Origin of the sequence: Spongiibacter thalassae (genome assembly GCF_012272835.1) — a bacterium.
GTDB classification, from domain to species: Bacteria; Pseudomonadota; Gammaproteobacteria; order Pseudomonadales; family Spongiibacteraceae; genus Spongiibacter; species Spongiibacter thalassae.
Genome location: NZ_JAAWWK010000002.1, coordinates 35,640 through 56,512, shown reverse-complemented (window position 1 = coordinate 56,512; position 20,873 = coordinate 35,640). Strand labels below are relative to the sequence as shown.

Sequence of the window (20,873 nt, the reverse complement as noted above, 5' to 3'; positions counted from 1 at the left end):
GCGTTATTGGCGAGACTGCCAATTCGCGAAAAACGTGCGGATAAACCGGGCCTTGCCGACCTGCTCAAATTCCTGCACGTCCCAGTCGTCGGGCAATAATCGGGAATAACACTCGGGTCGGAAGACGTAGCATTCAGCCTCGGTGACGACGCCGTCCTCACCGACGACCGCAAGCCGCTCACGGAGGTATTCCGCCCCCTCAAACTCGTCGAGACGGGTCATTGCAGTGTCACTGACCCCCTCGTAGAGCACGCCGGCCACCTCTCCCTGCGCGTCGGGTCGAATCCCCGGGTACGCCTGCCCTTTCACCCGGCAGCGACGAAAACCGGCCAATCGCGCTGTTCTCGCCGGGCAGTGTTCGCCGCTCACTGCGGTAAATATATCCGCATACATCAGACTGCCATAGGTAAATAGCTTAGGGCCGGGCCTGCTCTGGCCAGGTTTTGATCGCATCAATACTACCGCCCTCTTCATCGCTACAATTGACGTCAGCCAACAGTATACGACCTCCCGGCAGCATTCGAGCAAGGGTGCGACACAGGGCGCCGCCGCGCATATCGCGATAGGGCGAGGACATCACTCGCTGTGGCTGGTCAAGACTGGCACTGGCCAGTACTTCGTGAAAATACGGGCGCATGGACCAGTTCATGCCGCAGTTGCTGACATCCTCCTGCCACTGCCCAGCCTCGTCACCGTGGCGAAACTCATAGTTGGGGGACAGCTGTATGCCACTGTTATCACACAGGTACAAGCGCTGCAACGACCGAGGCGGCAACGCGAGAGACTCTACCGGAACCGTTGTCGCGCCAACCCTGGCGCAGGCGTCATTGAAGTAGCGCTCGACCTGGTAGTAGTCCAGTAACTGGGCTTCTTTGACCGCCACCCGCCGCTCGGCGTAGCGCGCCAACAGGGGTTCCAGGCGCTTGCGCGGGGCGTCCGTCGCCAGAAAGCCTGACTGGGCGGGCCAGAAAAAATATCCCTGGATATAACGCGCGCCACAATCCAGAGCAAAAAAGAATTCCTGCTCAGTCTCCACGCCTTCGCACAACAACTCGCTGCCGGTGCGCTGGGCCAGAAAGCCGACACTCTGCACCACCTGCTCGCTCACGCCACCCTGCATCGCCTGCTTGAACAGCGCCATATCCAACTTAATAATATCGGGCTCCAACGAGATCACCCGATCCATGTTGGAGGCCCCGGCACCAAAATCATCCACCGCAATGCGCATACCTTTTTCCCGGTAACGGCTCAGCAAATAGCGCATATTTTCCAGATCACCCGCCGACTCGACAAACTCGATCAATACGCGATTCCCCGGCACACCGTAATCCCTGGCCATAGCGATGGTCGGCACATCTGCGTTTACCGTCACCTGCCGCATCCATTCGGGAAGTACGTTCAACGACAGAAATACATCCTGCTGAGACGCCGCCAGTTGGGCGAGCGCCCGCGAACGCACGCAGCGGTCTATTTGCAGAAGTTCCTCGCGATCAAAATTCGGGTCGGCAAAAGCCGCGCCCAGCGACATCACTTTGCCGCTGCCGTCGTAGGTACGGGCGAGGGCTTCATAGCCGGCAATAGACATTGAGTAGACATCGACAATCGGCTGAAAGTGGGGGAAGTAATCAAAGCGCATACCGGGCAATCCGCCATTGGGATAAATGGGGCAACGCCAGGCATCCGTGAATGCGCCGCAGGAATAACTGACCAAAAGTCCGTTGAATTGAACTTATGGTATTACCCCAACAACCCCTGTGCTATGCGTAAAAACCGAGGGTCACCGTTACAAGGAAGCCAGCCCCTCGGTTTAATCAAACACGCCCTTGAACCACTCCCACATTTTCTCGCCGTCGGGTGCACAGCCACCGGAACCTTCGGGAGCACTGCCTTTGATAAACGGAATATAGCGGGCGTTCTCACACCAGGACTGGGTACGCAAACCGGTCACCCCATCCACCCAGTGGTATTCGATGCGGTCCTCCTGGGCAAAGGGCATTTGTTCGGTACTGGCCTCGGCCATAAATTGCCGCCACACCCTGAGCGCGCCACTGGCACCGGTCAAGCCCGTGGACGAATTGTTATCGCGCCCCATCCACACCACCGCGAGATAATCCCCGGCAAACCCGGCAAACCAACTGTCACGGGTGTCGTTGCTGGTGCCGGTTTTACCCGCCACCCGATAGTCCTTGGGCAGCACATTGTAGACACTCTTACCGGTGCCCTCCCGGACGGTTTCGAGCATCGCATACTGCAGCAGGTGTACCGGCGCCTTATCAATCACCTGTCTGGGCTGTTGCGGATAGCGGGCCAACAACTGCCCCTTACTGTCGGAAATAGCGTAGATCGTGCGCAGCGGAGTATAGCGACCATCAGCCGCGATGGTCTGATACATCACCGCCACCTCTATTGGTGCCAACTCGGCAGCACCCAGCAACATGGACGGCACCTCAAGCAAGGGCCGATGAATTCCCAGCCGCTTGAACATCTCCATTACCTTGTGCAGGCCAACATCCAGCCCCAAATTAGCCGAAGCCAGATTGTAGGAGCGCGACAGCGCCGTGTGCAAAGGCACCAATCCGTGCTCCTTCTTGTCGTAGTTTTCCGGCCGCCACAGGCTGCCGTCAGCGTTGGGCACACTGAATTTGGCGTCGCGCAGCGGGGTAATCAAGGTGTAGTTCTGCGGCTCATTCAATGCGGTTAAATACACCGCTGGCTTGGCCAGTGAACCGATTGGCCGCAGCGCGTCCAGTGCCCGGTTAAAGCCGGCATAGCGCGGTTGCCGACCACCAATAACGGCCACCACATCGCCACTGCCCACCGCGGTGACCACCATTGCCACTTCGAGGTCCTTGGCTCGCTCATCCAGTTGTTTGAGGGCCTTGGCGGTGGCCATTTCTGCCCGTCGCTGCAGCAGCGGGTCAAAGGGCGTGAAAATACGCAGGCCCTTTTTTTGTAAATCCTGCCGAGCGTAGTCGCGACTGAGCTGACGACGCACCAGATCGACGTAGGCGGGATAAACCCCCGCCAGGGCCGAGCTTTTCGCCAGCGACAGTGGCTCCTTGCGCCAGGCGTCATATTGGGATTGGGTCAGCAGCCCTTCTTCCAGCAATTCATTCAGCACGGTATTACGCCGGGCGGTAGCGCGCTCGGGACGTCGCCATGGGTCGTAGTAAGACGGCCCTTTAACCATGCCCACCAACATGGAAATTTGCGCCAGATCGAGTTCTTCAAGGGGTCGGTTGAAATAGTGGCGCGCCGCCAGCCCGAAGCCGTGAATGGCGCGGTTGCCCTCCTGCCCCAGATAGACTTCGTTGATATAGGCTTCGAGAATGCGCTCCTTGTCGTAGTGCAGCTCAGTCAGCAACGCCATTGCGGCTTCTTTGAATTTTCGCGAGAAGCTGCGCTCGTTAGTTAGCAGGGTATTTTTCACCAACTGCTGGGTAAGGGTGCTGCCACCCTGCACCGTGCGACCGGCTTTGATATTCACGATCAGCGCCCGCGCAATACTGCGCAGGGATATACCATTGTGCTCGTAAAAATAACGGTCTTCGACCTGCACCAGTGTGTCGATAAGCATACGTGGAGTCTCTGCCAACGACAGCATCAATCGATCTTCGTGACGATCCGGGTAGACGCCGCCGATAACCGTTGGGTCCAGCTGCTCTTCCACAATACGGCGACCCAGCTCATCGCGCACCACAGCAACAGTGGTGGGTGCCATTTCAACGGTTATTTTGCGCGCCTCACGAAAACCGTCTGCAAAGAAAAACGGGCGCAGATGGATGGTAAAAACATCCCCCTCGCGGCGGTAGCTGCCCGGCTCACCGGCCATCCCCATTTTGCGATAGCCGAGACGGCGCAGCTCATCCTCCAACTCGTAGGCGGTCAATATCGCGCCGCTGGCAAGCACCAGAGGGCGCGCATAGACCTTGGCGGGCTGGTCGTAGCGCTGGGGATCGAAGGCCCCCCTGACCTGGGCATCGCAGTAGGCAAAAAACACCATCAGCGGCACCATGCCCGCCAATGCCAGCTTGAAAAAAAGCATGGGCCAACTCGCTGGACGCCGAAAAGGGAAGAAGACGGCTTTTTTCTTGGGCATGAAACTCTCTCGTCGAATTGCAAATCGGAGCCGGGCGGGGATAATAGCCCGCATCTTACTGCAAGTTATTGGCGATTCTAATGAAAAAATATCACGTTTACGGCATCGGCGCGGCCCTGGTCGATACTGAAATCCAGGTTCAGGATGCTGAACTGGAGGCAATGGGTGTCGAAAAAGGACTTATGACGCTGGTCGATGAGGACCGCCAGCAGCAACTCTTGGATCAACTCAAAGGTCATTTGGTTCACTCCAAACAGGCCAGTGGCGGCTCGGGCTGCAACTCGGTAGTCGCCGCCGCCTATTTCGGCGCGCGCAGCTATTATTCCTGCAAAGTTGCCAACGATGAGCACGGCCGGTTTTTTCTGAACGATATACGCGCCGCCGGCGTCGACTCCGATTTCGACAGCCCAAAAGCCGCTGGTGTCACCGGCAAATGTCTGGTGCTGGTGAGCCCCGACGCCGAGCGCAGTATGAACACCAACCTGGCGATCAGCGCTGAATTGTCGATGGTGGAGCTGAATGAGGCCGCATTGGCCGACTCCATGTATTACTACATGGAAGGTTATTTGGTGACTTCACCGACTGGTCGCGAGGCGGCCATTCGCGGCCGACAAGTTGCCGAAGCCAACGGCGTAAAAACCGCACTGAGCTTTGCCGATCCGGGCATGGTGGAATTTTTCCGCGACGGTCTTCAGGAAATGCTCGGCGGCGGTGTCGATCTGGTGTTTTGCAATGAAGCCGAAGCCAAGGGCTGGGCGCAAAGCGATTCACTGGACGACGCCGTGACCGCTATCAAAACCGTGGCCAAGACCTTCGCCATCACCCTCGGCGCAATGGGCGCGCTGGTTTACGACGGCGAACAGCTGCACGAGATCGCCCCTCACAAAGTCACCGCCGTAGATACCAATGGTGCAGGGGACATGTTCGCCGGGGCGTTTTTGTATGCCCTGAGTGCGGGCTATGGCTATGCCGAAGCGGGCAAGCTGGCCAGCAGGGCCTCCGCCGAGGTGGTTTCGCAGTACGGCCCGCGCCTTGCCGGCCCCGCCCACAGTGCTATTCGACAAGCCGTGCTAGGCAAGTAACAGGCCTGAAATTCTCCGGGGCGGGCAACGCCGCGCCTCGGAGAGTATTACTTACTCTGCAGAAAGGCCCGCAGTTTGGCATCTGCCAGCATATTTTCCAGCACTTCCACCACCAGTTCATTCACCAGTTTTTCGTTGTGTGGCTCGCTGGGCGCGTTAAAGAACTTCTCCTTGCGCTTGACCCGATAATTGCCCTCGTAGCGTTTACCGGTTTTACTGGCTTCGACCTTCACCGCCGCACGCATATCCATATCGTGGCCAACACCGTCCTCAGCGGGATGGTTGTATACCAACGATTCAAATATCACGTGCAGGTCGATAGTGTCGGGGTTGAGGCTATCGACCTCAAAGCCCATTTGTTTCATTTTCGTCTTCAGCGCCGTCGTAACGGCGTCGGAAAGATCGTTGCCCAGGCTTATCACCGAGCTGTCGCGGTAGGTGCCGCCACGGCTACCCAGCACCTTGGATGCACGGCGATCACTGACCCGCACATGCAGCGGCTGACCACTGGCAATGGTTTCGGTTGCCGGAGGCAGCTGCGGCTTCAGGGTGACCTTTTGCGGGCTCTGCGCACAGGCGGTGAGCCCAACAACGGTGAGCGCAGCAACAATTTTCAACACATGTTTTGCGGTGTGCATGATTTATCCTTTCGAGAGCAGATCACGTAAATCAATAATGGCGGCATTGGCCCGGGAGATATAGGACGCCATCACCAATGAATGGTTGGCCAGCGGGCCAAAGCCACTGCCATTCAGCACCATTGGGCTGAAAAGGGCTTGCTGGGTTCCCTCCAGCTCACGGATTATTTGCCGCAAGCTGACCGTGGCATTCTTGTCTTCGAGAACATCGGCAAAATCCACCTCGGCGGCCTTGAGGAAGTGGATCAGTGCCCAGGCGGTGCCCCGCGCCTCAAAAAACACATTGTCGATTTTCGTCCACGGGGTTTTCACCCGCTGCTCTGAGGCCGACGGCGTCGACTGACGAGCGTTGGGATCGTTGGCCAGGTCGGTGTTGACCCGCGGCCGCCCCACACTCGAACTCAGCCGCTGCGACAGACTGCCCAGACGATTTTCCACCACCGCCAGCCAGTAACGCAGATTATCGGCACGGGCATAGAACTGGGCCTGGGGATCGTTCACATCGCTCAGGCGTTTGCGGTAGGCTTTGACAAAGCGAATGCCCTGGCGGTATTCCGACTCCGACGCAGGCACGGCCCAGCTGTTGGAGGAAAAATTAAACCGCGGCTCGGCTCGGGACAGGTCAATATCTTCCTGGGATTGCGACTGTGAACGGCTGTAGCTTTCGCGCATGGCCCTGCTGAGGTCCCGCACCTGCATCAACACCCCGTACTCCCAGGATGGCATATTGTCCATAAACACGCCGGGGGGGAAAATATCGTTGCTGAGAAAGCCACCGGGCTTATCGAGCAGAGTTTCGGTCACATCGATCAGCGCAGAGGTCGTGGCCGACCCCACAACACGGGATTTTGCATTGTCGCGGTCAAACTGTGCCGCCGGGTGATCCGGCGTCATATTCCAATAAAACCCCAGCAGCAACATCAGTACCAGATAGGCGGCGACTCCTGCGACAAGTAACCTGGCAAGGCGTCGATTACCCGACCAGTCCTGCACCGCTTCTCTGGCATCGGCCATTTTGTCCGCCAGTCTCTGTTTTAGCATTATTTGTCCCCTCCATGCCCATGGTGTCCATGGTGCGATTGCGTCTTTGGTGCGTCAGCCTGTTTAAGCACACTGATGACCGGCGCGGTGAAAGTCTGCTCACCCATGCCGACCACATCCAGGCTCAGCTCAACCTTGTCGCCGTGCCGCAGCGGCCGGTGCAAATTCAATAACATCAAATGGGTTCCGCCAGGTGCGAATTCAGCACGCGCGCCCGGCGGAACACACAACTCCTCCTGCCGCTGCATCGACATCATGCCATTGTTGTGGCGATGCCGATGAATTTCCAGCCGCTCGGCCGCTGCGCTGCTCCCCGCGCGCAGGCAAATTTCTGCCGCGCCATTATTGATGACGGTAAAAAACGCCGCAGTGTTCTTCTGAGTGGGCGGCAGGCCCCGCACATAGGCACCGTCAATTTCCAGTGCCGACGCCCACGGCGTCACCAGCAGGGCAATCAGAGTAATTATTGGTCGATATGGTGTCACGTAATCCCCTTCTATGGCGCCTATGGCAACCGTTCTGCGCCAGTGCGCGCTACTATCCGCTGTGCCGGACATTTATACTGTAACCTTCCACGCACGTCGTGGCCCTATGATAACGCCACTTGGTAGCGATAGTTATTTATGAGTCGGATTTTATTAGCCTTTTTTCTTTGCCTCTCATTTGTCAATGCACAGGCCCAGGATCCCTTTCAGCGGTCGGCGAACACCACCTTTGAACAGGCGCCGCGCTTTCTCCCTGTCGAGCAGGCCTATCGACCCACTGTCGAGCAGGTCGATGCTGACAGCCTGCGCATTATCTGGGACATTGCCGACGCCTATTACCTCTACCGCGACCGTTTCGACTTCAGCGCCCACGTCGACGGCGAGGCCCAGGCTGCCGAGGTCAGTTACAGCGAAGGCAAAATCAAGGACGACCCCTACTTCGGCCTCACCGAGGTGTACTACCAGCAGGCCGTGCAAACCATCGACAATATCGATATTCGCCCCGGCCTGACCCTGTCGCTGCGCTCACAGGGCTGCGCCGACGCCGGCCTGTGCTATCCCCCCTATGATCAGTATTTCAAGCTGGGCAGCAATGGCGAATTCACGGAAATTTCGGCGGATCAGGCCCAGTCCGGGCTCGCCAACGCTGGCACTGTCCTGCCCGCCGCTAGTGGCGCCAGCGACAGCCTGCTGTTGATGCTGGCCTTTGCCTTTCTGGGAGGAGCCATTCTCAACCTGATGCCCTGCGTCTTCCCCGTACTCGGTTTGAAAGTATTGAGTTTCAGCAACTCCACCCACGGCCAGCCGATCAACCACGGCATCGCCTACAGCATTGGCGTCGTACTCAGCTTTATCGCCGTCGCGGCGGCGCTGATTCTACTCCAGAACGCGGGGCAGGCCATCGGCTGGGGCTTTCAATTACAGTCGCCCTATTTTGTTGCGGCACTGGCCTGCCTGTTTTTTGTACTGTCGCTGAATCTGTTGGGGATGTTTGAAATCGGCGGCAGCTGGATGAATGTCGGCAGCGACCTCGCCCAGGGCTCGGGCTATCGCAGCAGTTTTTTTACCGGCGTGCTGGCCACCGTTGTCGCCAGCCCCTGTACCGCGCCGCTGATGGGCACGGCGGTGGGTTTTGCCGCCGCCCAGCCCGCAGCGGTCGCGCTACTGGTGTTTGCCAGCCTCGGCGCCGGCATGGCCGCGCCCATGCTGCTGCTGACCCTGTTCCCACGCTTACTGGCCGCCCTGCCCAAACCCGGCCAGTGGATGGTCACACTGCGCCAGCTGATGGCCTTTCCCCTGCTGGCTACCGCGGTGTGGCTGGCCTGGGTGGTGGGTCGCCAGACCGGCGCCAACGGGATGGCCGCGACCCTCTGTGCCTGGCTACTACTGGGTTTTGCCCTGTGGCTGTGGTCAATCGGCCCCCGCAGCAAAGTGCTGGCTGCTATCAGTCTTGCCATGCTTCCCCTGTTGCTGCACGGCGGACTTCGCCAAACACCCACCCAGATCACTGCCTCCGGCTTCGACGCCCGCGAAATAGACCAACGCCGCGCCGCTGGACAGGCCGTTTTCCTGGATGTGACCGCCGATTGGTGTATCACCTGCGCCGCCAATGAGTCACTGGTGTTGAATACCGATGACATTCGCCAGGCCTTTGACGACGCCAACGTACATTATATGATCGCCGACTGGACCCGCTATGACCCGGCGATTACCGAATTCCTCGCCACCTTTCAGCGCAATGGCATCCCCCTTTATGTCTATTATCCCGCCGCGATATCCGCGCCACCCGTAGTGCTGCCGCAGGTGCTGAGCAAGGGCCTGATCCGGCAGCTGCTCAAGGCGGAATAAGCGCCCCGAAGTGTTTTCACCGAAAACACTCTTTACCGACAAAAACCGGCCAACGTCTGCAATCTTGCGGGAAACTTGCCGCTATCGTAAAAATTTTCCCGGATTCGTTGGACTCGTTTTTTCAATTGAGGCACAATCGCCACAACAACCTTTCGACCCTTGGTGACTAATGGCTTCGATCCTCGTTTTACACGGCCCCAATCTCAACTTACTTGGCACCCGTGAGCCCGAGGTCTACGGCAGCACCACGCTGACAGAAATCAATCAGCAGCTGCAATCCGCCGCCTCCGAGGCCGGCCACCACCTGCAGTGCCTGCAAAGCAATGCGGAATACGAACTGATCGACCGCATACATCTGGCCCGCCCCGAAGGGATCAACTTCATTATTTTCAACCCCGCTGCCTTTACCCACAGCAGCGTGGCCCTGCGTGACGCCCTGCTCGGGGTAGACATTCCCTTTATCGAAGTGCATCTGTCCAATGTCTACACCCGCGAGCCCTTCCGTCACCACTCCTATTTTTCAGACATTGCTCAAGGCGTGATCTGCGGACTCGGACCACAGGGTTACCTGTTGGCCCTCCAGGCTGCACTCAGCCGGGTGCAGGATTAATCAACTTTCACCTTACTCAGACTTAACAACAAGAGAGTGACTATGGACATTAGAAAAGTTAAAAAACTGATCGAACTGCTCGAAGAGTCGAACATCGACGAGCTGGAAATCAAAGAGGGCGAAGAGTCTGTGCGTATCAGCCGCAACAGCGGTGCCGCGCATATGCCAGCGCCCCAGTACTACAGCCAGCCTGCACCGGCGCCAGCACCCGCCGCACCTGCGCCCGCCGCAGCTGCCGCCGCCGAAGCGCCTGCAGAGCCAGCGATTAACGGCCACGTCATCAAGTCGCCTATGGTCGGCACCTTCTATCGCTCACCTTCACCGAGCTCGCCCGCCTTTGTAGAAGTCGGCCAGCACGTTAAAGCAGGTGATGTCGTTTGCATCGTGGAAGCGATGAAGATGATGAACCAGATCGAAGCGGACAAATCCGGTGTCGTGGAAGCCATTCTGCTCGACGACGCGCAGCCTGTGGAATTCGACCAACCTCTGATCACCATCGTCTGAGAAACCCCCATACCAGGTTTACTACGATAAACGCATCCAGAGGATACCCCAGGAAATGCTGAAAAAAGTCGTTATTGCCAACCGCGGGGAAATTGCACTGCGCATCCTTCGCGCCTGCAAAGAGATGGGCATTAAAACCGTTGCCATCCACTCCGCCGCCGACCGCGATCTGATGCATGTTCGCCTCGCTGACGAGTCGGTGTGCATCGGCCCCGCGCCATCACCGGCAAGCTATCTGAACATTCCCGCCATTATCAGCGCCGCTGAGGTGACTGACGCCGTTGCCATTCATCCTGGCTATGGCTTTTTGGCGGAAAATGCGGCCTTTGCAGAACAGGTCGAAAAAAGCGGTTTTACCTTCATCGGCCCCACCGCCGACATTATTCGTATGATGGGCGACAAGGTGTCGGCCATTAAAGCCATGAAAGAAGCCGGCGTACCCACGGTGCCCGGTTCTGATGGCCCGATCACCGACGATAACGAGCACACCCTGGCCGTGGCCAAGCGCATCGGCTATCCGGTGATTATCAAGGCCGCTGCCGGCGGTGGCGGACGCGGCATGCGCGTGGTACACAGCGAAGCCGCCCTGCTCAACGCGGTCTACGTCACCCAGTCCGAGGCCAAGGCGGCCTTTGGCGACGATACCGTTTATATCGAGAAATTCCTCGAAAACCCCCGTCACGTGGAAATTCAGGTACTGGCCGACGGTCAGGGCAATGCCATCCACCTCGGCGACCGCGACTGCTCCCTGCAACGCCGTCACCAGAAGGTACTGGAAGAGGCTCCGGCCCCGGGTATTCCAAGCGATATTCGCGACGAAGTTGCGGCCTCCTGTGTCGCCGCCTGCAAGAAAATCAACTATCGCGGTGCGGGCACCTTTGAGTTTCTCTACGAAAACGGCCAGTTCTTCTTTATCGAGATGAACACCCGTATTCAGGTGGAGCACCCGGTCAGCGAGATGGTGACCGGCGTTGACCTGATCAAGGAGCAGCTGAAAATCGCCGGTGGTGAGCCGCTGAGCCTCAAGCAGGAAGATATTGTCATCAAGGGCCATGCCTTTGAGTGCCGAATCAACGCTGAAGACCCCAAGACCTTTATGCCCTGCCCCGGCAAAATCACCCATTTCCACGCGCCGGGTGGCCTGGGTGTGCGGGTCGACTCCCATCTGTACAGCGGCTACACCGTTCCCCCCCACTATGACTCCATGGTGGCCAAGGTGATTACCTGGGGCGACAACCGCGAGTCGGCGCTGGCGCGTATGCGCACCGCACTTGACGAGCTGGTGGTGGACGGCATTCGCACCAACACCCCATTGCACCGGGACCTGGTGCGGGACAGCGCCTTTAAAGAGGGCGGTGTCAGCATCCACTACCTCGAAAAGAAACTGAAACTCTGATTTAATATCAGCATATATCGAAGGGGCCTACGGCCCCTTTTTTACGCCTGCGCCATCACTCACAGCCCACAGGACGTTCCATGACCTGGTTACAGATTCGCCTCGACGCCTCCCCCGACACCGCCGCACCACTGGAAGACGCCCTGCTTGACTGCGGCGCCGCCTCGGTCACTATGGAAGACAACGCCGACCAGCCCCTGTTTGAGCCACCCATTGGCGAAACACCGGTGTGGGCCCACACCCGGGTGACAGGACTGTTTACCGCCGACACCGATATGGTTGCGGTGCTGGCAGGCATGCAGGCAATTGTGGGCGATCTGCCGAACCACCGTATTGAAATACTCGAAGACCGCGACTGGATTCGCGAGTGGATGGACAGCTACCACCCACTGCAGTGCGGTGAACGCCTGTGGATTTGTCCCAGCTGGCGCGAACCGGTCGACAGCAGCGCGGTGAATATTTTGCTCGATCCGGGTCTGGCCTTTGGCACCGGCACCCACCCCACCACCTGGTTGTGCCTTAACTGGCTGGACCGACAAGCCCTGGAGGGACTGACCGTTATCGACTACGGCTGTGGCTCAGGCATTCTCGGCATTGCCGCCCTACTGCTGGGCGCGGAGAAATTGGTCGCTGTCGATACCGACCCACAGGCTCTGAAGGCGACCCGCGACAATGGCGAACGCAACCATATTGCCAGCGAGCGCATCGACTGCTACCTGCCTGAGGACGTGCCGGCCGACCTGCGCGGCGACCTGGTTTTGGCCAATATTTTGGCCGGCCCATTAATGGAGCTCGCGCCGCGACTGGCCTCGTACCTGGCCCCATCGGCCCCCATCTGCCTTTCCGGTATTCTCGACACTCAGGGCGAAGCATTGATTGCGCACTATGCGACCTGGTTTGATGGCCTGGTGTCTGACAATCGCGAGGAATGGCTGAGAGTCAGCGGTGTGCGCAATGGTCCAGCGTGAACAGAAACTGGCAAGTCGCCACAAAAAAAGCCATTATTAACCCCTGATACGTGAACATCACGTAACTTGAATAACACGCCATCCAGCTAAGAAGTCCACACACCTATGACTGTTGACAGCGTCACCTGCCCCGAATGCCAAACCCGCTTTCGCTGTCAGCACCACCAGCTGGAAGCCGCAGACGGCTTTCTGCGCTGCGGTGTGTGCCAGCACGTTTTCAACGCCACCCAGCAACTGAGCGAAGACCGTCAGCGGGCATTGAACCTGGATACGCCACCGTCCTTCGCAAACGACGAGATTGAGCCACCGCCCACCGCCACACCCGGACAAAACACCGGCCCTGCGTTGGCACTGAACCGCTTCATACCCATTGACGACAGCCCGGTGACAACTGAAACATCGCCGCTGCGCGACAACCACGGTGGCGATAGCGACAATCAGGATTTACTCAACGGGCTCAGCACGCTGAATCACGGTTTTGAATATCACCAGCGGCGGCCTCATGGACGCCGCTGGCCCTGGGTTATCGTCAACCTCTGCGCCATAGTGGTTTTGGCAGCACAAATCGCCTACTGGCAGCGGGACTGGATTCTCAACCACCCACAGCTCGACGGCACAGTGAAAAGCCGCATTCTCGATTTCTGCCAACAGGTTTCCGTCCGCTGTGAGAACGCCCCTGCGCCCACCACAGGACAAACCTCAGTGGTCAGCCGCAACCTGCTTGTGCGCCAGCACCCTGAGGTCGACCACGCCCTTATCGTCGACGCCATCCTGCTGAACCCGGCCGAACACAAAACACCCTTCCCGGCACTGCACCTGAGTTTCAGCGATATTCACGGCACCGAGGTCGCCAGCCGAATATTTTCCCCGCGGGAGTATCTCGCCGGTGAACTCAATGCCCTGTCGTCGCTGGCCAGCCAACAGCCTGTCCACATCGCACTGGAAATCGTCAACCCCGGCGCAGAGGCGGTAAATTATCAGCTGAAGCTCCTCGCTGCTCAGTAAATCACCAGTCGCTACACTGGTTATTTTCTGAGCGCAAGACTACCGAAATAAAAAACGAACGAGTATCATAGCTGCCCTGTTTTCCCACGGTTACTCCTTCGACGGGGCATGGCGATGATCCGGATTGGTCCACACCAGCTCCCCGCCCGCGCTGTATTGGCGCCTATGGCGGGCATTACTGACCTCCCCTTTCGACGCCTGTGTCTGGAATTTGGCGCGGGGCTGACCGTATCGGAAATGCTGATAAGCAACAGTGACCTGTGGCACACCCGCAAAAGCCACCTGCGGCTCGCCAAGGACGATAACGCGCTGCGCTCGGTACAGATCGCCGGGGCCGACCCCGCGATGATGGCCGACGCCGCCGCCCGCTGCGAAGCCATGGGCGCCGATATCATCGATATTAATATGGGCTGCCCCGCCAAGAAGGTGTGCAAGCGTGCAGCCGGTTCTGCCCTGTTACGCGAACCCGAGTTAGTGGCCGAGATATTGCAACAGGTCGTCGCCGCGGTATCGGTACCGGTCACACTTAAAATTCGTACCGGCTGGTCACCTGAACAGCGCAATGGACGTGATATTGCCCGACTCGCCGAGGACTGTGGCATCGCCTCGCTGGCAGTTCACGGACGCACCCGGGCGTGCCGCTTCAACGGCGAAGCCGAGTACGACACCATTGCCGAGATCAAACACAGTGTGTCCATTCCGGTATTCGCCAATGGCGATATCGACAATGCCGACAAGGCAGTCGCGGTACTGGCGAAAACCGGCGCCGATGGCGTGATGATCGGGCGCGGTGCCCAGGGGCGCCCCTGGTTGTTCCGAGAGATCAACGCCCGCCTGGCTGGCACCACCTGCGCCGCGGTGACGGCACAGGAGCGGCGCGATGTGATGATGGCGCATTTATCAGCGTTACACCGATTTTACGGAGAACTTCAGGGACTGCGAATCGCGCGCAAACACTGCGCCTGGTATCTGCAGGACATCACCAACGGCGACTTTCGAGCGCAGTTTAACCGCCTCGAGGATGCCACCGCACAACTAGATGCTGTACACGGTTTCTTTGAACAGCACGGTGACAATTTACAGGATGCAGCAGCATGAACTTTAGCCCATCAGCCACCACCGACAACAGCAGCGACGCCGGCGCCGCACCCGTTGAAGAAATCAGTCAGGCAAAGACACTGCGCGACAGTGTTGCCATCGCACTGAACAACTATTTCTCCAACCTCGACGGCCAGGACGTCAGCGACATTTACAATATGGTGCTTTCTGAAATCGAAGCGCCCCTGCTGGAAGAGGTGATGAAGTACACCCGCAACAACCAGACCCGCGCCTCCCAGATGCTGGGACTGAACCGCGGCACGTTGCGCAAAAAACTCAAGCAGTACGACCTGCTTTAAACACTCGATACACTTTCCACCCACCCATCGCACTGCAAGGAATACCGCCCGGCATGAGCACCGACAACACGTCACGCCCCGTTAAACGCGCCCTGATCAGCGTCTCCGACAAATCCGGCATCGTTGATTTTGCCAGCCAACTCGCCGACCTTGGCATTGAGTTGCTGTCCACCGGCGGCACCTTCCGCCTGCTGCAGGAAAACGGCATCGCCGTGACTGAGGTGGCCGACTACACCGGCTTCCCCGAGATGATGGATGGCCGGGTAAAAACCCTGCACCCGAAAGTACACGGCGGCATTCTCGGCCGTCGCGGCACCGATGACTCAGTGATGCAGGACCACGGCATCGACGCCATCGACATGGTGGTGGTAAACCTCTACCCCTTTGAAGCGACTGTTGCCAACCCGGACTGCACCCTGGAAGACGCCATCGAAAACATCGACATCGGCGGCCCCACCATGGTTCGCGCCGCCGCCAAGAACCACCGCGATGTGACCATCGTCGTCAACAGTGGCGACTACCCGCGTATTCTGGAAGAACTGCGCAACAACAATGGCGCCACCGAACACGCCACCCGTTTTGATCTGGCGATCAAAGCCTACGAGCATACCGCGGCCTACGACGGTGCCATTGCCAACTACTTTGGCCGTCTGGTTCCCGGTGGCAGTGACAAATTCCCGCGCACCTTCAACAGTCAGTTCGTCAAGGCCCAGGAAATGCGCTACGGCGAGAACCCCCATCAGGACTCTGCCTTCTACGTTGAACGCGCGCCCAGCGAAGCCAGCATTGCCACCGCCACCCAATTGCAGGGCAAGGAACTGTCCTACAACAACATCGCCGACACCGACGCCGCTCTGGAATGCGTGAAGAGCTTTACCAAACCCGCCTGTGTCATCGTCAAACACGCCAACCCCTGCGGTGTTGCGGTGTCCTTGAACGGCATTGGCGAAGCCTATGATCTGGCCTTTGCCACTGACCCCGAGTCGGCCTTTGGCGGCATCATCGCCTTTAACCGCGAACTCGACGCCAGCACCGCCAAAGCCATTTGTGACCGCCAGTTTGTCGAAGTCATTATTGCCCCCACGGTCAGCGCAGAGGCCCGCGCCGTCGTCGAGGCCAAGAAAAACGTCCGCCTGCTGGCCTGCGGCGAATGGCAGCAATCCCAGCCGGCATTTGACTACAAGCGCGTCAATGGCGGTCTGCTGGTACAGGATCGCGACCTGGGAATGATTAGCGAAGGCGACCTGAAAGTGGTCAGCAAGCGCCAACCCACAGAAGCTGAAATCCACGACCTGATCTTTGCCTGGAAAGTGGCGAAATTCGTCAAATCCAACGCCATTGTCTACGCCAAAAACCGCCAGACCATCGGTGTGGGCGCAGGGCAAATGAGCCGTATCAACTCCGCCCGCATTGCTGCGATCAAGGCAGAACACGCCGGTTTGCAGGTCGAAGGTGCAGTCATGGCCTCAGACGCCTTCTTCCCCTTCCGCGACGGTATTGATAACGCCGCCTCTGTGGGCATCAGCTGTATTATCCAGCCCGGTGGATCGATCCGCGACGAGGAAGTCATCGCCGCAGCGGACGAGGCCAATATGGCCATGGTATTTACCGGTATGCGCCACTTCCGCCACTAAGGGAGAGGCCGAACGGGAGACGGTAGACGCCGCACAGGGCGAAAACCGACTCCCGGTATAACAATCTTCGACGGGACGCTGCGGCGCCTCCCATCTTCCGTCAAGCACAGAGCGACAACATGAATATTTTAATTATCGGAAACGGCGGCCGCGAGCACGCCCTGGCGTGGAAAGCCTCCCAATCCGCACAGGTCAATACGGTCTATGTTGCCCCCGGCAATGCCGGTACCGCGCTGGACGATAAAATTGAGAATATCGCCATCGGTGTGGGCGACTTCGAGGCTCTGGCAGCCTTCGCCGAACAAAACAACGTCGGCCTGACCATCGTCGGCCCCGAAGCCCCTCTGGTCGATGGCGTCGTCGACTTCTTTGCTGCCCGTGGCCTACCCTGTTTCGGCCCCAGCAAAGGCGCCGCGCAGCTGGAAGGCTCCAAAGCCTTCACCAAGGACTTTCTCGCCCGGCACAACATTCCCACTGCCGACTACGGCAACTTTACCGATCTCGACGAGGCCCTGGCCTATCTGCGGGAAAAAGGCGCGCCCATCGTGGTCAAGGCCGACGGCCTCGCGGCAGGCAAGGGCGTGATTGTCGCCGAGACTCTGGAGCAAGCGGAAGACGCCGTGCGTGACATGCTGTCGGGCAATGCCTTTGGCGACGCCGGATGCCGGGTCGTTATCGAGGAGTTCCTCGAAGGCGAGGAGGCCAGCTTTATCGTCATGGTGGACGGCGAGAACGTTCTGCCGATGGCCACCAGTCAGGATCACAAGCGGGTTGGCGACGGCGACACCGGCCCCAATACCGGCGGCATGGGCGCCTACTCCCCGGCGCCGGTGGTGACTCCCACAGTACACCAACGCATTATGGACGAGGTGATTCTGCCTACCGTGCGCGGCATGGCCGCCGAGGGCCATCGCTATGTCGGTTTTCTCTATGCGGGGTTGATGATTAACCCTGAAGGCCAGCCCAAGGTGATCGAATACAACTGTCGATTCGGCGATCCTGAAACCCAGCCTATTATGCTGCGCCTGAAGTCTGATATTGTGGCTCTGTGTCAGGCGGCGCTGCGCGGTGAACTTCAGACCGTTGAAGCCAATTGGGACCCGCGCCCGGCAGTGGGTGTGGTTATGGCAGCAGGGGGCTACCCCGCCAGCTACGCCAAGGGAGCCGAAATCAGCGGCATTCCCGCCGAGACTGACGATGGCAAGGTTTTCCACGCCGGTACAACACTGAGCGACGGCAAGGTGCTTACCAGCGGCGGCCGTGTGCTGTGCGCGACGGCGATGGGCGACAGTGTCAGCGACGCCCAGCAACGGGCCTACAAACTTGTCGAGCAGATCACCTGGGATGAAGCGTTCTACCGCACCGACATTGCCTACCGTGCGATCGCGCGCGAGCAGCAGTAACACCCGCACTGTGCGCCGCCGTTTTTTTTACTGCGGCGCTCTTTGGCTACTGCTGTGTTGCCAATCCCTGTTCGCGGCCCCGGAGCTGCGCCTTAACGACCACCAGAACAAACTGCTACTCACCCCCTACAGCGATATTCTCGAGGACGAATTTGCCAGCTGGCAAATCGACGATGTTCGCTCAGATACGTTGCGCCATCGTTTTCGACCGGTAGAAAACCCGGACCTGCGCTTGAAAAAGAGCATCCGCCGCTACTGGCTCCGCGTCCGCCTGACCAACCCCGGCGACGATGCGGTACTGCGAATGCTGGAGGTCAGCCCGGCCAGTATCAGCAATATCGCGGTGTATGACGACACCGGCCACCAGCCCCACCTCGACTCTGATCAGCTTATTCGCAAACGCGCCCTCTACCGAATTCACCTGCCACCGACATCCAGCCGGGAATACCTGATCAGTATCGATCACCAGCACAGCGCCCAGCTCACCCTTCACCTGTACGACGACGCAACACTGCTGGGAGAAAGTGATCGACAGGTGTTTTTCGGTGCCCTGTTGATCGGCATACTGACCTTCTGTCTCGGCTACTGTGTCATAGGCGGTCTGGTCTACCGCGACACTCTGTTTGGCTGGCACGCGGTATTCTGCAGTCTGCTGGTGATTCACTCATTTATCGCCTTCGATTTTATCGGTGAACCCCAAGGGCTCGCTCCCCCCTGGGACCAGGTTCTGCTCATGCTGCTCAGGCTCTCCGCCGCTATATGCCTGTTGCTGTTTGCGCTGCGCTTCCCGATTTATCCGCGCACCAACGCGCGCGCATGGCAGATCACACTGCAAGCCGTCATTGTCATTAACTTCTGCACCATTGCCCTGGTTATTATCAGTGGCTCGCCAGCCAAGCTCGCGCACCTGGTACTCGCCGTCAACGGGATTATTCTGGTCGGCAGTGCCGCGGCCGAGTTTTTCGTCACCTACACCCGCGCGGTCTTTTATTACTTGTGTGTGATAGCCCTGTCCTTCGCGCTGTTCGGCATTGCCGAACTCCGCCATCAGCTGTCCCTCACCGACGCCTATGTGCGCGACCTGAGTGTCGTTGCCGTGGGCATAATGGTCGCGGTCAATCACGCCGCCCTGCTGATTGCCAGGGCGCGGGCGCGCCGCCAACGACAAACAGACGAGGCACAGCGCATTGCAGTGCTGGGGGAGGTCAACCGCGCCAAAAGCGATATTCTTGCACGGATCACCCACGATATTCGCACGCCGATGAGCGCCATGTTGGGGGTCACCGAGCTGCTGCAGGAAACCCGGCTCAACGCCAGTCAAAAAGACTACCTGCGCACCCTGCAGCGTTCCTGCCACGAGTTGATTCAACTGTTGGAGGAATCAGGCCAGGCCGCGCGTTTTAACGACAACGATGTCGAGCTGACCAGTCAGGTTTTCAACCTGTCCGAACTGGTCAGCGACGCCCTGTCGGGATTTCGGAATATGGCCGCCGAGCGCGCCCTGGAGCTGATTTGCGATATCGACCCATTGATGGGCGACCAGCTTATTGGCGACCCTTCCCGCCTACGCCAGCTGCTGATGCACGGCCTCAATAGCGCCTTTGACCACTGCGACGACGGCTATATTCTGCTGAAAATATCCCAGGTATCCTCCAGACCCGGGCATATTCAGATCGACCTGAGCCATCGCGGCAAACCCTTTACCCGGGAGGAGCGGCAGGCGCTGGGAAAAACCAGCCGCGACGACAGCCAGCATTCCGTCAACGCTCGCTTTGCCATTATTGCGCGGCTGGTACAGGTAATGCGCGGACAGGTTTCGGTTCGGGCCACAGGCGATATTCACACTCTGCATATCACCGTGGAAACCGGTCGCCCCGAAGGTCTCAGCCACACTCCCACCGATAACACCCTGCTGCGTGACAAGCGCCTGCTGCTGGTCGACGACAACAAAACCTTCTGCGATGTCATTGGCAAGCAGTGCAGCACCTGGGGCATGAGCGCCTTTAGCGCCCACAACGAACAGGCCGCGCTGGCGCTGATGCGCAACCAGAAACTCATCGGCGCTCAAGTCGATTTTGTACTGATCGACCATCGCTTTGCCGACAATGGCCTGCAATTGTCCCAGCGCATTCACGAGGAGTTCAAGGACAAGCCCCCGGTGATTCTGCTGCTTGCCCACGCCAACATCAATTACAGTCGCGACCAGCTGCAACGAGCCGGTGTTCGCAGGGTACTCAGCAAGCCCCTGGGCAATATCGCCCTGCGCAGCGCCCTGTTGGGCGAGTCCCACTATGCCGCCACCCAACGTGGCCGGCATCTGGATCAATATGGCAGCGATGCCCTTAGCCTGCCCTCGTTGCACTGCCTCGTCGCCGAAGACAACCCGACGAATGCCCTGGTGCTGGTGCGAATGCTCAGCGGCCTGGGCATTACCGTCAAACATGTGGAAAATGGGCAGCAGGCGGTCAATAACTTTATTCGCGGAGACTTCGACATTGTCATTCTCGACATTGAAATGCCGGTGATGGACGGTGTCGAAGCGACCAGAGAAATCCGGCGCTTCGAGGAGGAGGAAGAACGGGAGCGCACACCGATTTTCGGGCTGACGGCTAACGCCCTGGACGAGCAGCGGGATCGCTACTTACAGGCTGGCATGGATCTTCACCTGGTAAAGCCGGTACGCCTGTGGGAACTCGCCGAGTCGATCCAGCGCTGGACCGGCTACCGAAAACGCCAGGACGAAAACTGAACCGTGGGGCGACG

Annotated in this window: 18 protein-coding genes; 12 read left to right on the top strand and 6 right to left on the bottom strand. The window is 58.7% G+C overall.

From position 1 onward, the window contains the following. Nucleotides 1-3 precede the first annotated feature (3 nt). The 3 genes from HCU74_RS04390 to mrcB form a co-directional block, all read right to left on the bottom strand. A complete protein-coding gene (locus HCU74_RS04390; protein WP_168449216.1) occupies nucleotides 4-453 on the bottom strand; it encodes a gamma-glutamylcyclotransferase family protein in 450 nt (149 codons plus the stop codon). Then, nucleotides 416-1,636, bottom strand: coding sequence for an EAL domain-containing protein (locus HCU74_RS04385; protein ID WP_168449215.1), 1,221 nt, complete (start codon nucleotides 1,634-1,636; stop codon nucleotides 416-418). The genes HCU74_RS04390 and HCU74_RS04385 overlap by 38 nt, the downstream gene beginning before the upstream one ends. 171 nt (nucleotides 1,637-1,807) lie before the next feature. Next, nucleotides 1,808-4,099 carry a penicillin-binding protein 1B gene (gene mrcB, locus HCU74_RS04380; protein ID WP_168449214.1) on the bottom strand — a complete coding sequence of 764 codons (2,292 nt, stop codon included), beginning with the start codon at nucleotides 4,097-4,099 and terminating at the stop codon, nucleotides 1,808-1,810. Nucleotides 4,100-4,179: 80 nt separating this feature from the next. On the opposite strand from mrcB, the gene HCU74_RS04375 reads away from it, so the two are divergent. Continuing rightward, entirely contained in the window at nucleotides 4,180-5,181 is a 1,002-nt protein-coding gene (locus HCU74_RS04375) for an adenosine kinase (RefSeq protein WP_168449213.1), read from the top strand. Between the two features lie 47 nt (nucleotides 5,182-5,228). Here HCU74_RS04375 and HCU74_RS04370 read toward each other — a convergent pair whose 3' ends face one another. From HCU74_RS04370 to HCU74_RS04360, 3 genes are read right to left on the bottom strand one after another with little or no spacing between them, the layout of a single operon-like run. Further along, nucleotides 5,229-5,819 (bottom strand): YajG family lipoprotein, encoded by a 591-nt coding sequence (locus HCU74_RS04370; RefSeq protein ID WP_168449212.1) that lies wholly within the window; start codon nucleotides 5,817-5,819, stop codon nucleotides 5,229-5,231. A gap of 3 nt (nucleotides 5,820-5,822) precedes the next feature. Next, nucleotides 5,823-6,860: a DUF2333 family protein gene (locus tag HCU74_RS04365; protein ID WP_168449211.1), complete on the bottom strand. Its 1,038-nt coding sequence runs from the start codon at nucleotides 6,858-6,860 to the stop codon at nucleotides 5,823-5,825. Then, nucleotides 6,860-7,345, bottom strand: a complete 486-nt coding sequence (locus HCU74_RS04360; protein ID WP_168449210.1) for a copper chaperone PCu(A)C domain-containing protein — start codon at nucleotides 7,343-7,345, stop codon at nucleotides 6,860-6,862. The genes HCU74_RS04365 and HCU74_RS04360 overlap by 1 nt, the downstream gene beginning before the upstream one ends. Nucleotides 7,346-7,483: 138 nt before the next feature. Between HCU74_RS04360 and HCU74_RS04355 the strand changes: the two genes are divergently transcribed. The 11 genes from HCU74_RS04355 to HCU74_RS04305 all read left to right on the top strand — a co-directional run bounded on the left by HCU74_RS04355 (nucleotide 7,484) and on the right by HCU74_RS04305 (nucleotide 20,859). After that, complete coding sequence (locus HCU74_RS04355; protein ID WP_168449209.1) at nucleotides 7,484-9,193, top strand: protein-disulfide reductase DsbD family protein; 1,710 nt, start codon at nucleotides 7,484-7,486, stop codon at nucleotides 9,191-9,193. A gap of 169 nt (nucleotides 9,194-9,362) precedes the next feature. After that, nucleotides 9,363-9,803 (top strand): type II 3-dehydroquinate dehydratase, encoded by a 441-nt coding sequence (gene aroQ / locus HCU74_RS04350; RefSeq protein WP_168449208.1) that lies wholly within the window; start codon nucleotides 9,363-9,365, stop codon nucleotides 9,801-9,803. A gap of 42 nt (nucleotides 9,804-9,845) precedes the next feature. Beyond that, nucleotides 9,846-10,307: an acetyl-CoA carboxylase biotin carboxyl carrier protein gene (accB, locus tag HCU74_RS04345; RefSeq protein WP_168449207.1), complete on the top strand. Its 462-nt coding sequence runs from the start codon at nucleotides 9,846-9,848 to the stop codon at nucleotides 10,305-10,307. Nucleotides 10,308-10,362: 55 nt separating this feature from the next. Next, the gene (gene accC, locus HCU74_RS04340; protein WP_168449206.1) at nucleotides 10,363-11,703 is read left to right on the top strand and encodes an acetyl-CoA carboxylase biotin carboxylase subunit; all 1,341 of its coding nucleotides are present in this window, start codon (nucleotides 10,363-10,365) and stop codon (nucleotides 11,701-11,703) included. A gap of 80 nt (nucleotides 11,704-11,783) precedes the next feature. After that, the gene (prmA, locus tag HCU74_RS04335; protein WP_168449205.1) at nucleotides 11,784-12,671 is read left to right on the top strand and encodes a 50S ribosomal protein L11 methyltransferase; all 888 of its coding nucleotides are present in this window, start codon (nucleotides 11,784-11,786) and stop codon (nucleotides 12,669-12,671) included. Nucleotides 12,672-12,776: 105 nt separating this feature from the next. Continuing rightward, a complete protein-coding gene (locus tag HCU74_RS04330; RefSeq protein ID WP_168449204.1) occupies nucleotides 12,777-13,676 on the top strand; it encodes a zinc-ribbon and DUF3426 domain-containing protein in 900 nt (299 codons plus the stop codon). Between the two features lie 114 nt (nucleotides 13,677-13,790). Further along, complete coding sequence (dusB, locus tag HCU74_RS04325; RefSeq protein ID WP_210425118.1) at nucleotides 13,791-14,774, top strand: tRNA dihydrouridine synthase DusB; 984 nt, start codon at nucleotides 13,791-13,793, stop codon at nucleotides 14,772-14,774. Next, nucleotides 14,771-15,073 (top strand): DNA-binding transcriptional regulator Fis, encoded by a 303-nt coding sequence (gene fis, locus HCU74_RS04320; RefSeq protein ID WP_168449202.1) that lies wholly within the window; start codon nucleotides 14,771-14,773, stop codon nucleotides 15,071-15,073. Before dusB ends, fis begins: the two co-directional genes overlap by 4 nt. Nucleotides 15,074-15,126: 53 nt before the next feature. Next, the gene (purH, locus tag HCU74_RS04315; protein ID WP_168449201.1) at nucleotides 15,127-16,707 is read left to right on the top strand and encodes a bifunctional phosphoribosylaminoimidazolecarboxamide formyltransferase/IMP cyclohydrolase; all 1,581 of its coding nucleotides are present in this window, start codon (nucleotides 15,127-15,129) and stop codon (nucleotides 16,705-16,707) included. 119 nt (nucleotides 16,708-16,826) lie between these two features. Further along, on the top strand, nucleotides 16,827-18,110 hold the full coding sequence (purD, locus tag HCU74_RS04310) for a phosphoribosylamine--glycine ligase (RefSeq protein ID WP_168449200.1): 1,284 nt from the start codon (nucleotides 16,827-16,829) through the stop codon (nucleotides 18,108-18,110). Next, nucleotides 18,052-20,859 (top strand): response regulator, encoded by a 2,808-nt coding sequence (locus HCU74_RS04305; RefSeq protein WP_168449199.1) that lies wholly within the window; start codon nucleotides 18,052-18,054, stop codon nucleotides 20,857-20,859. Before purD ends, HCU74_RS04305 begins: the two co-directional genes overlap by 59 nt. Nucleotides 20,860-20,873: the final 14 nt, after the last annotated feature.

Coding starts and splice junctions, on each gene's coding strand:
- purD (WP_168449200.1), top strand. CDS start 16,827: ATGAATATTTTAATTATCGGAAACGGCGGCCGCGAGCACGCCCTGGCG.
- mrcB (WP_168449214.1), bottom strand. CDS start 4,099: ATGCCCAAGAAAAAAGCCGTCTTCTTCCCTTTTCGGCGTCCAGCGAGT.
- purH (WP_168449201.1), top strand. CDS start 15,127: ATGAGCACCGACAACACGTCACGCCCCGTTAAACGCGCCCTGATCAGC.
- fis (WP_168449202.1), top strand. CDS start 14,771: ATGAACTTTAGCCCATCAGCCACCACCGACAACAGCAGCGACGCCGGC.
- dusB (WP_210425118.1), top strand. CDS start 13,791: ATGATCCGGATTGGTCCACACCAGCTCCCCGCCCGCGCTGTATTGGCG.
- HCU74_RS04330 (WP_168449204.1), top strand. CDS start 12,777: ATGACTGTTGACAGCGTCACCTGCCCCGAATGCCAAACCCGCTTTCGC.
- HCU74_RS04385 (WP_168449215.1), bottom strand. CDS start 1,636: ATGCGCTTTGATTACTTCCCCCACTTTCAGCCGATTGTCGATGTCTAC.
- HCU74_RS04375 (WP_168449213.1), top strand. CDS start 4,180: ATGAAAAAATATCACGTTTACGGCATCGGCGCGGCCCTGGTCGATACT.
- HCU74_RS04390 (WP_168449216.1), bottom strand. CDS start 453: ATGCGATCAAAACCTGGCCAGAGCAGGCCCGGCCCTAAGCTATTTACC.
- HCU74_RS04370 (WP_168449212.1), bottom strand. CDS start 5,819: ATGCACACCGCAAAACATGTGTTGAAAATTGTTGCTGCGCTCACCGTT.
- HCU74_RS04305 (WP_168449199.1), top strand. CDS start 18,052: ATGAAGCGTTCTACCGCACCGACATTGCCTACCGTGCGATCGCGCGCG.
- HCU74_RS04355 (WP_168449209.1), top strand. CDS start 7,484: ATGAGTCGGATTTTATTAGCCTTTTTTCTTTGCCTCTCATTTGTCAAT.
- prmA (WP_168449205.1), top strand. CDS start 11,784: ATGACCTGGTTACAGATTCGCCTCGACGCCTCCCCCGACACCGCCGCA.
- aroQ (WP_168449208.1), top strand. CDS start 9,363: ATGGCTTCGATCCTCGTTTTACACGGCCCCAATCTCAACTTACTTGGC.
- HCU74_RS04365 (WP_168449211.1), bottom strand. CDS start 6,860: ATGCTAAAACAGAGACTGGCGGACAAAATGGCCGATGCCAGAGAAGCG.
- accB (WP_168449207.1), top strand. CDS start 9,846: ATGGACATTAGAAAAGTTAAAAAACTGATCGAACTGCTCGAAGAGTCG.
- accC (WP_168449206.1), top strand. CDS start 10,363: ATGCTGAAAAAAGTCGTTATTGCCAACCGCGGGGAAATTGCACTGCGC.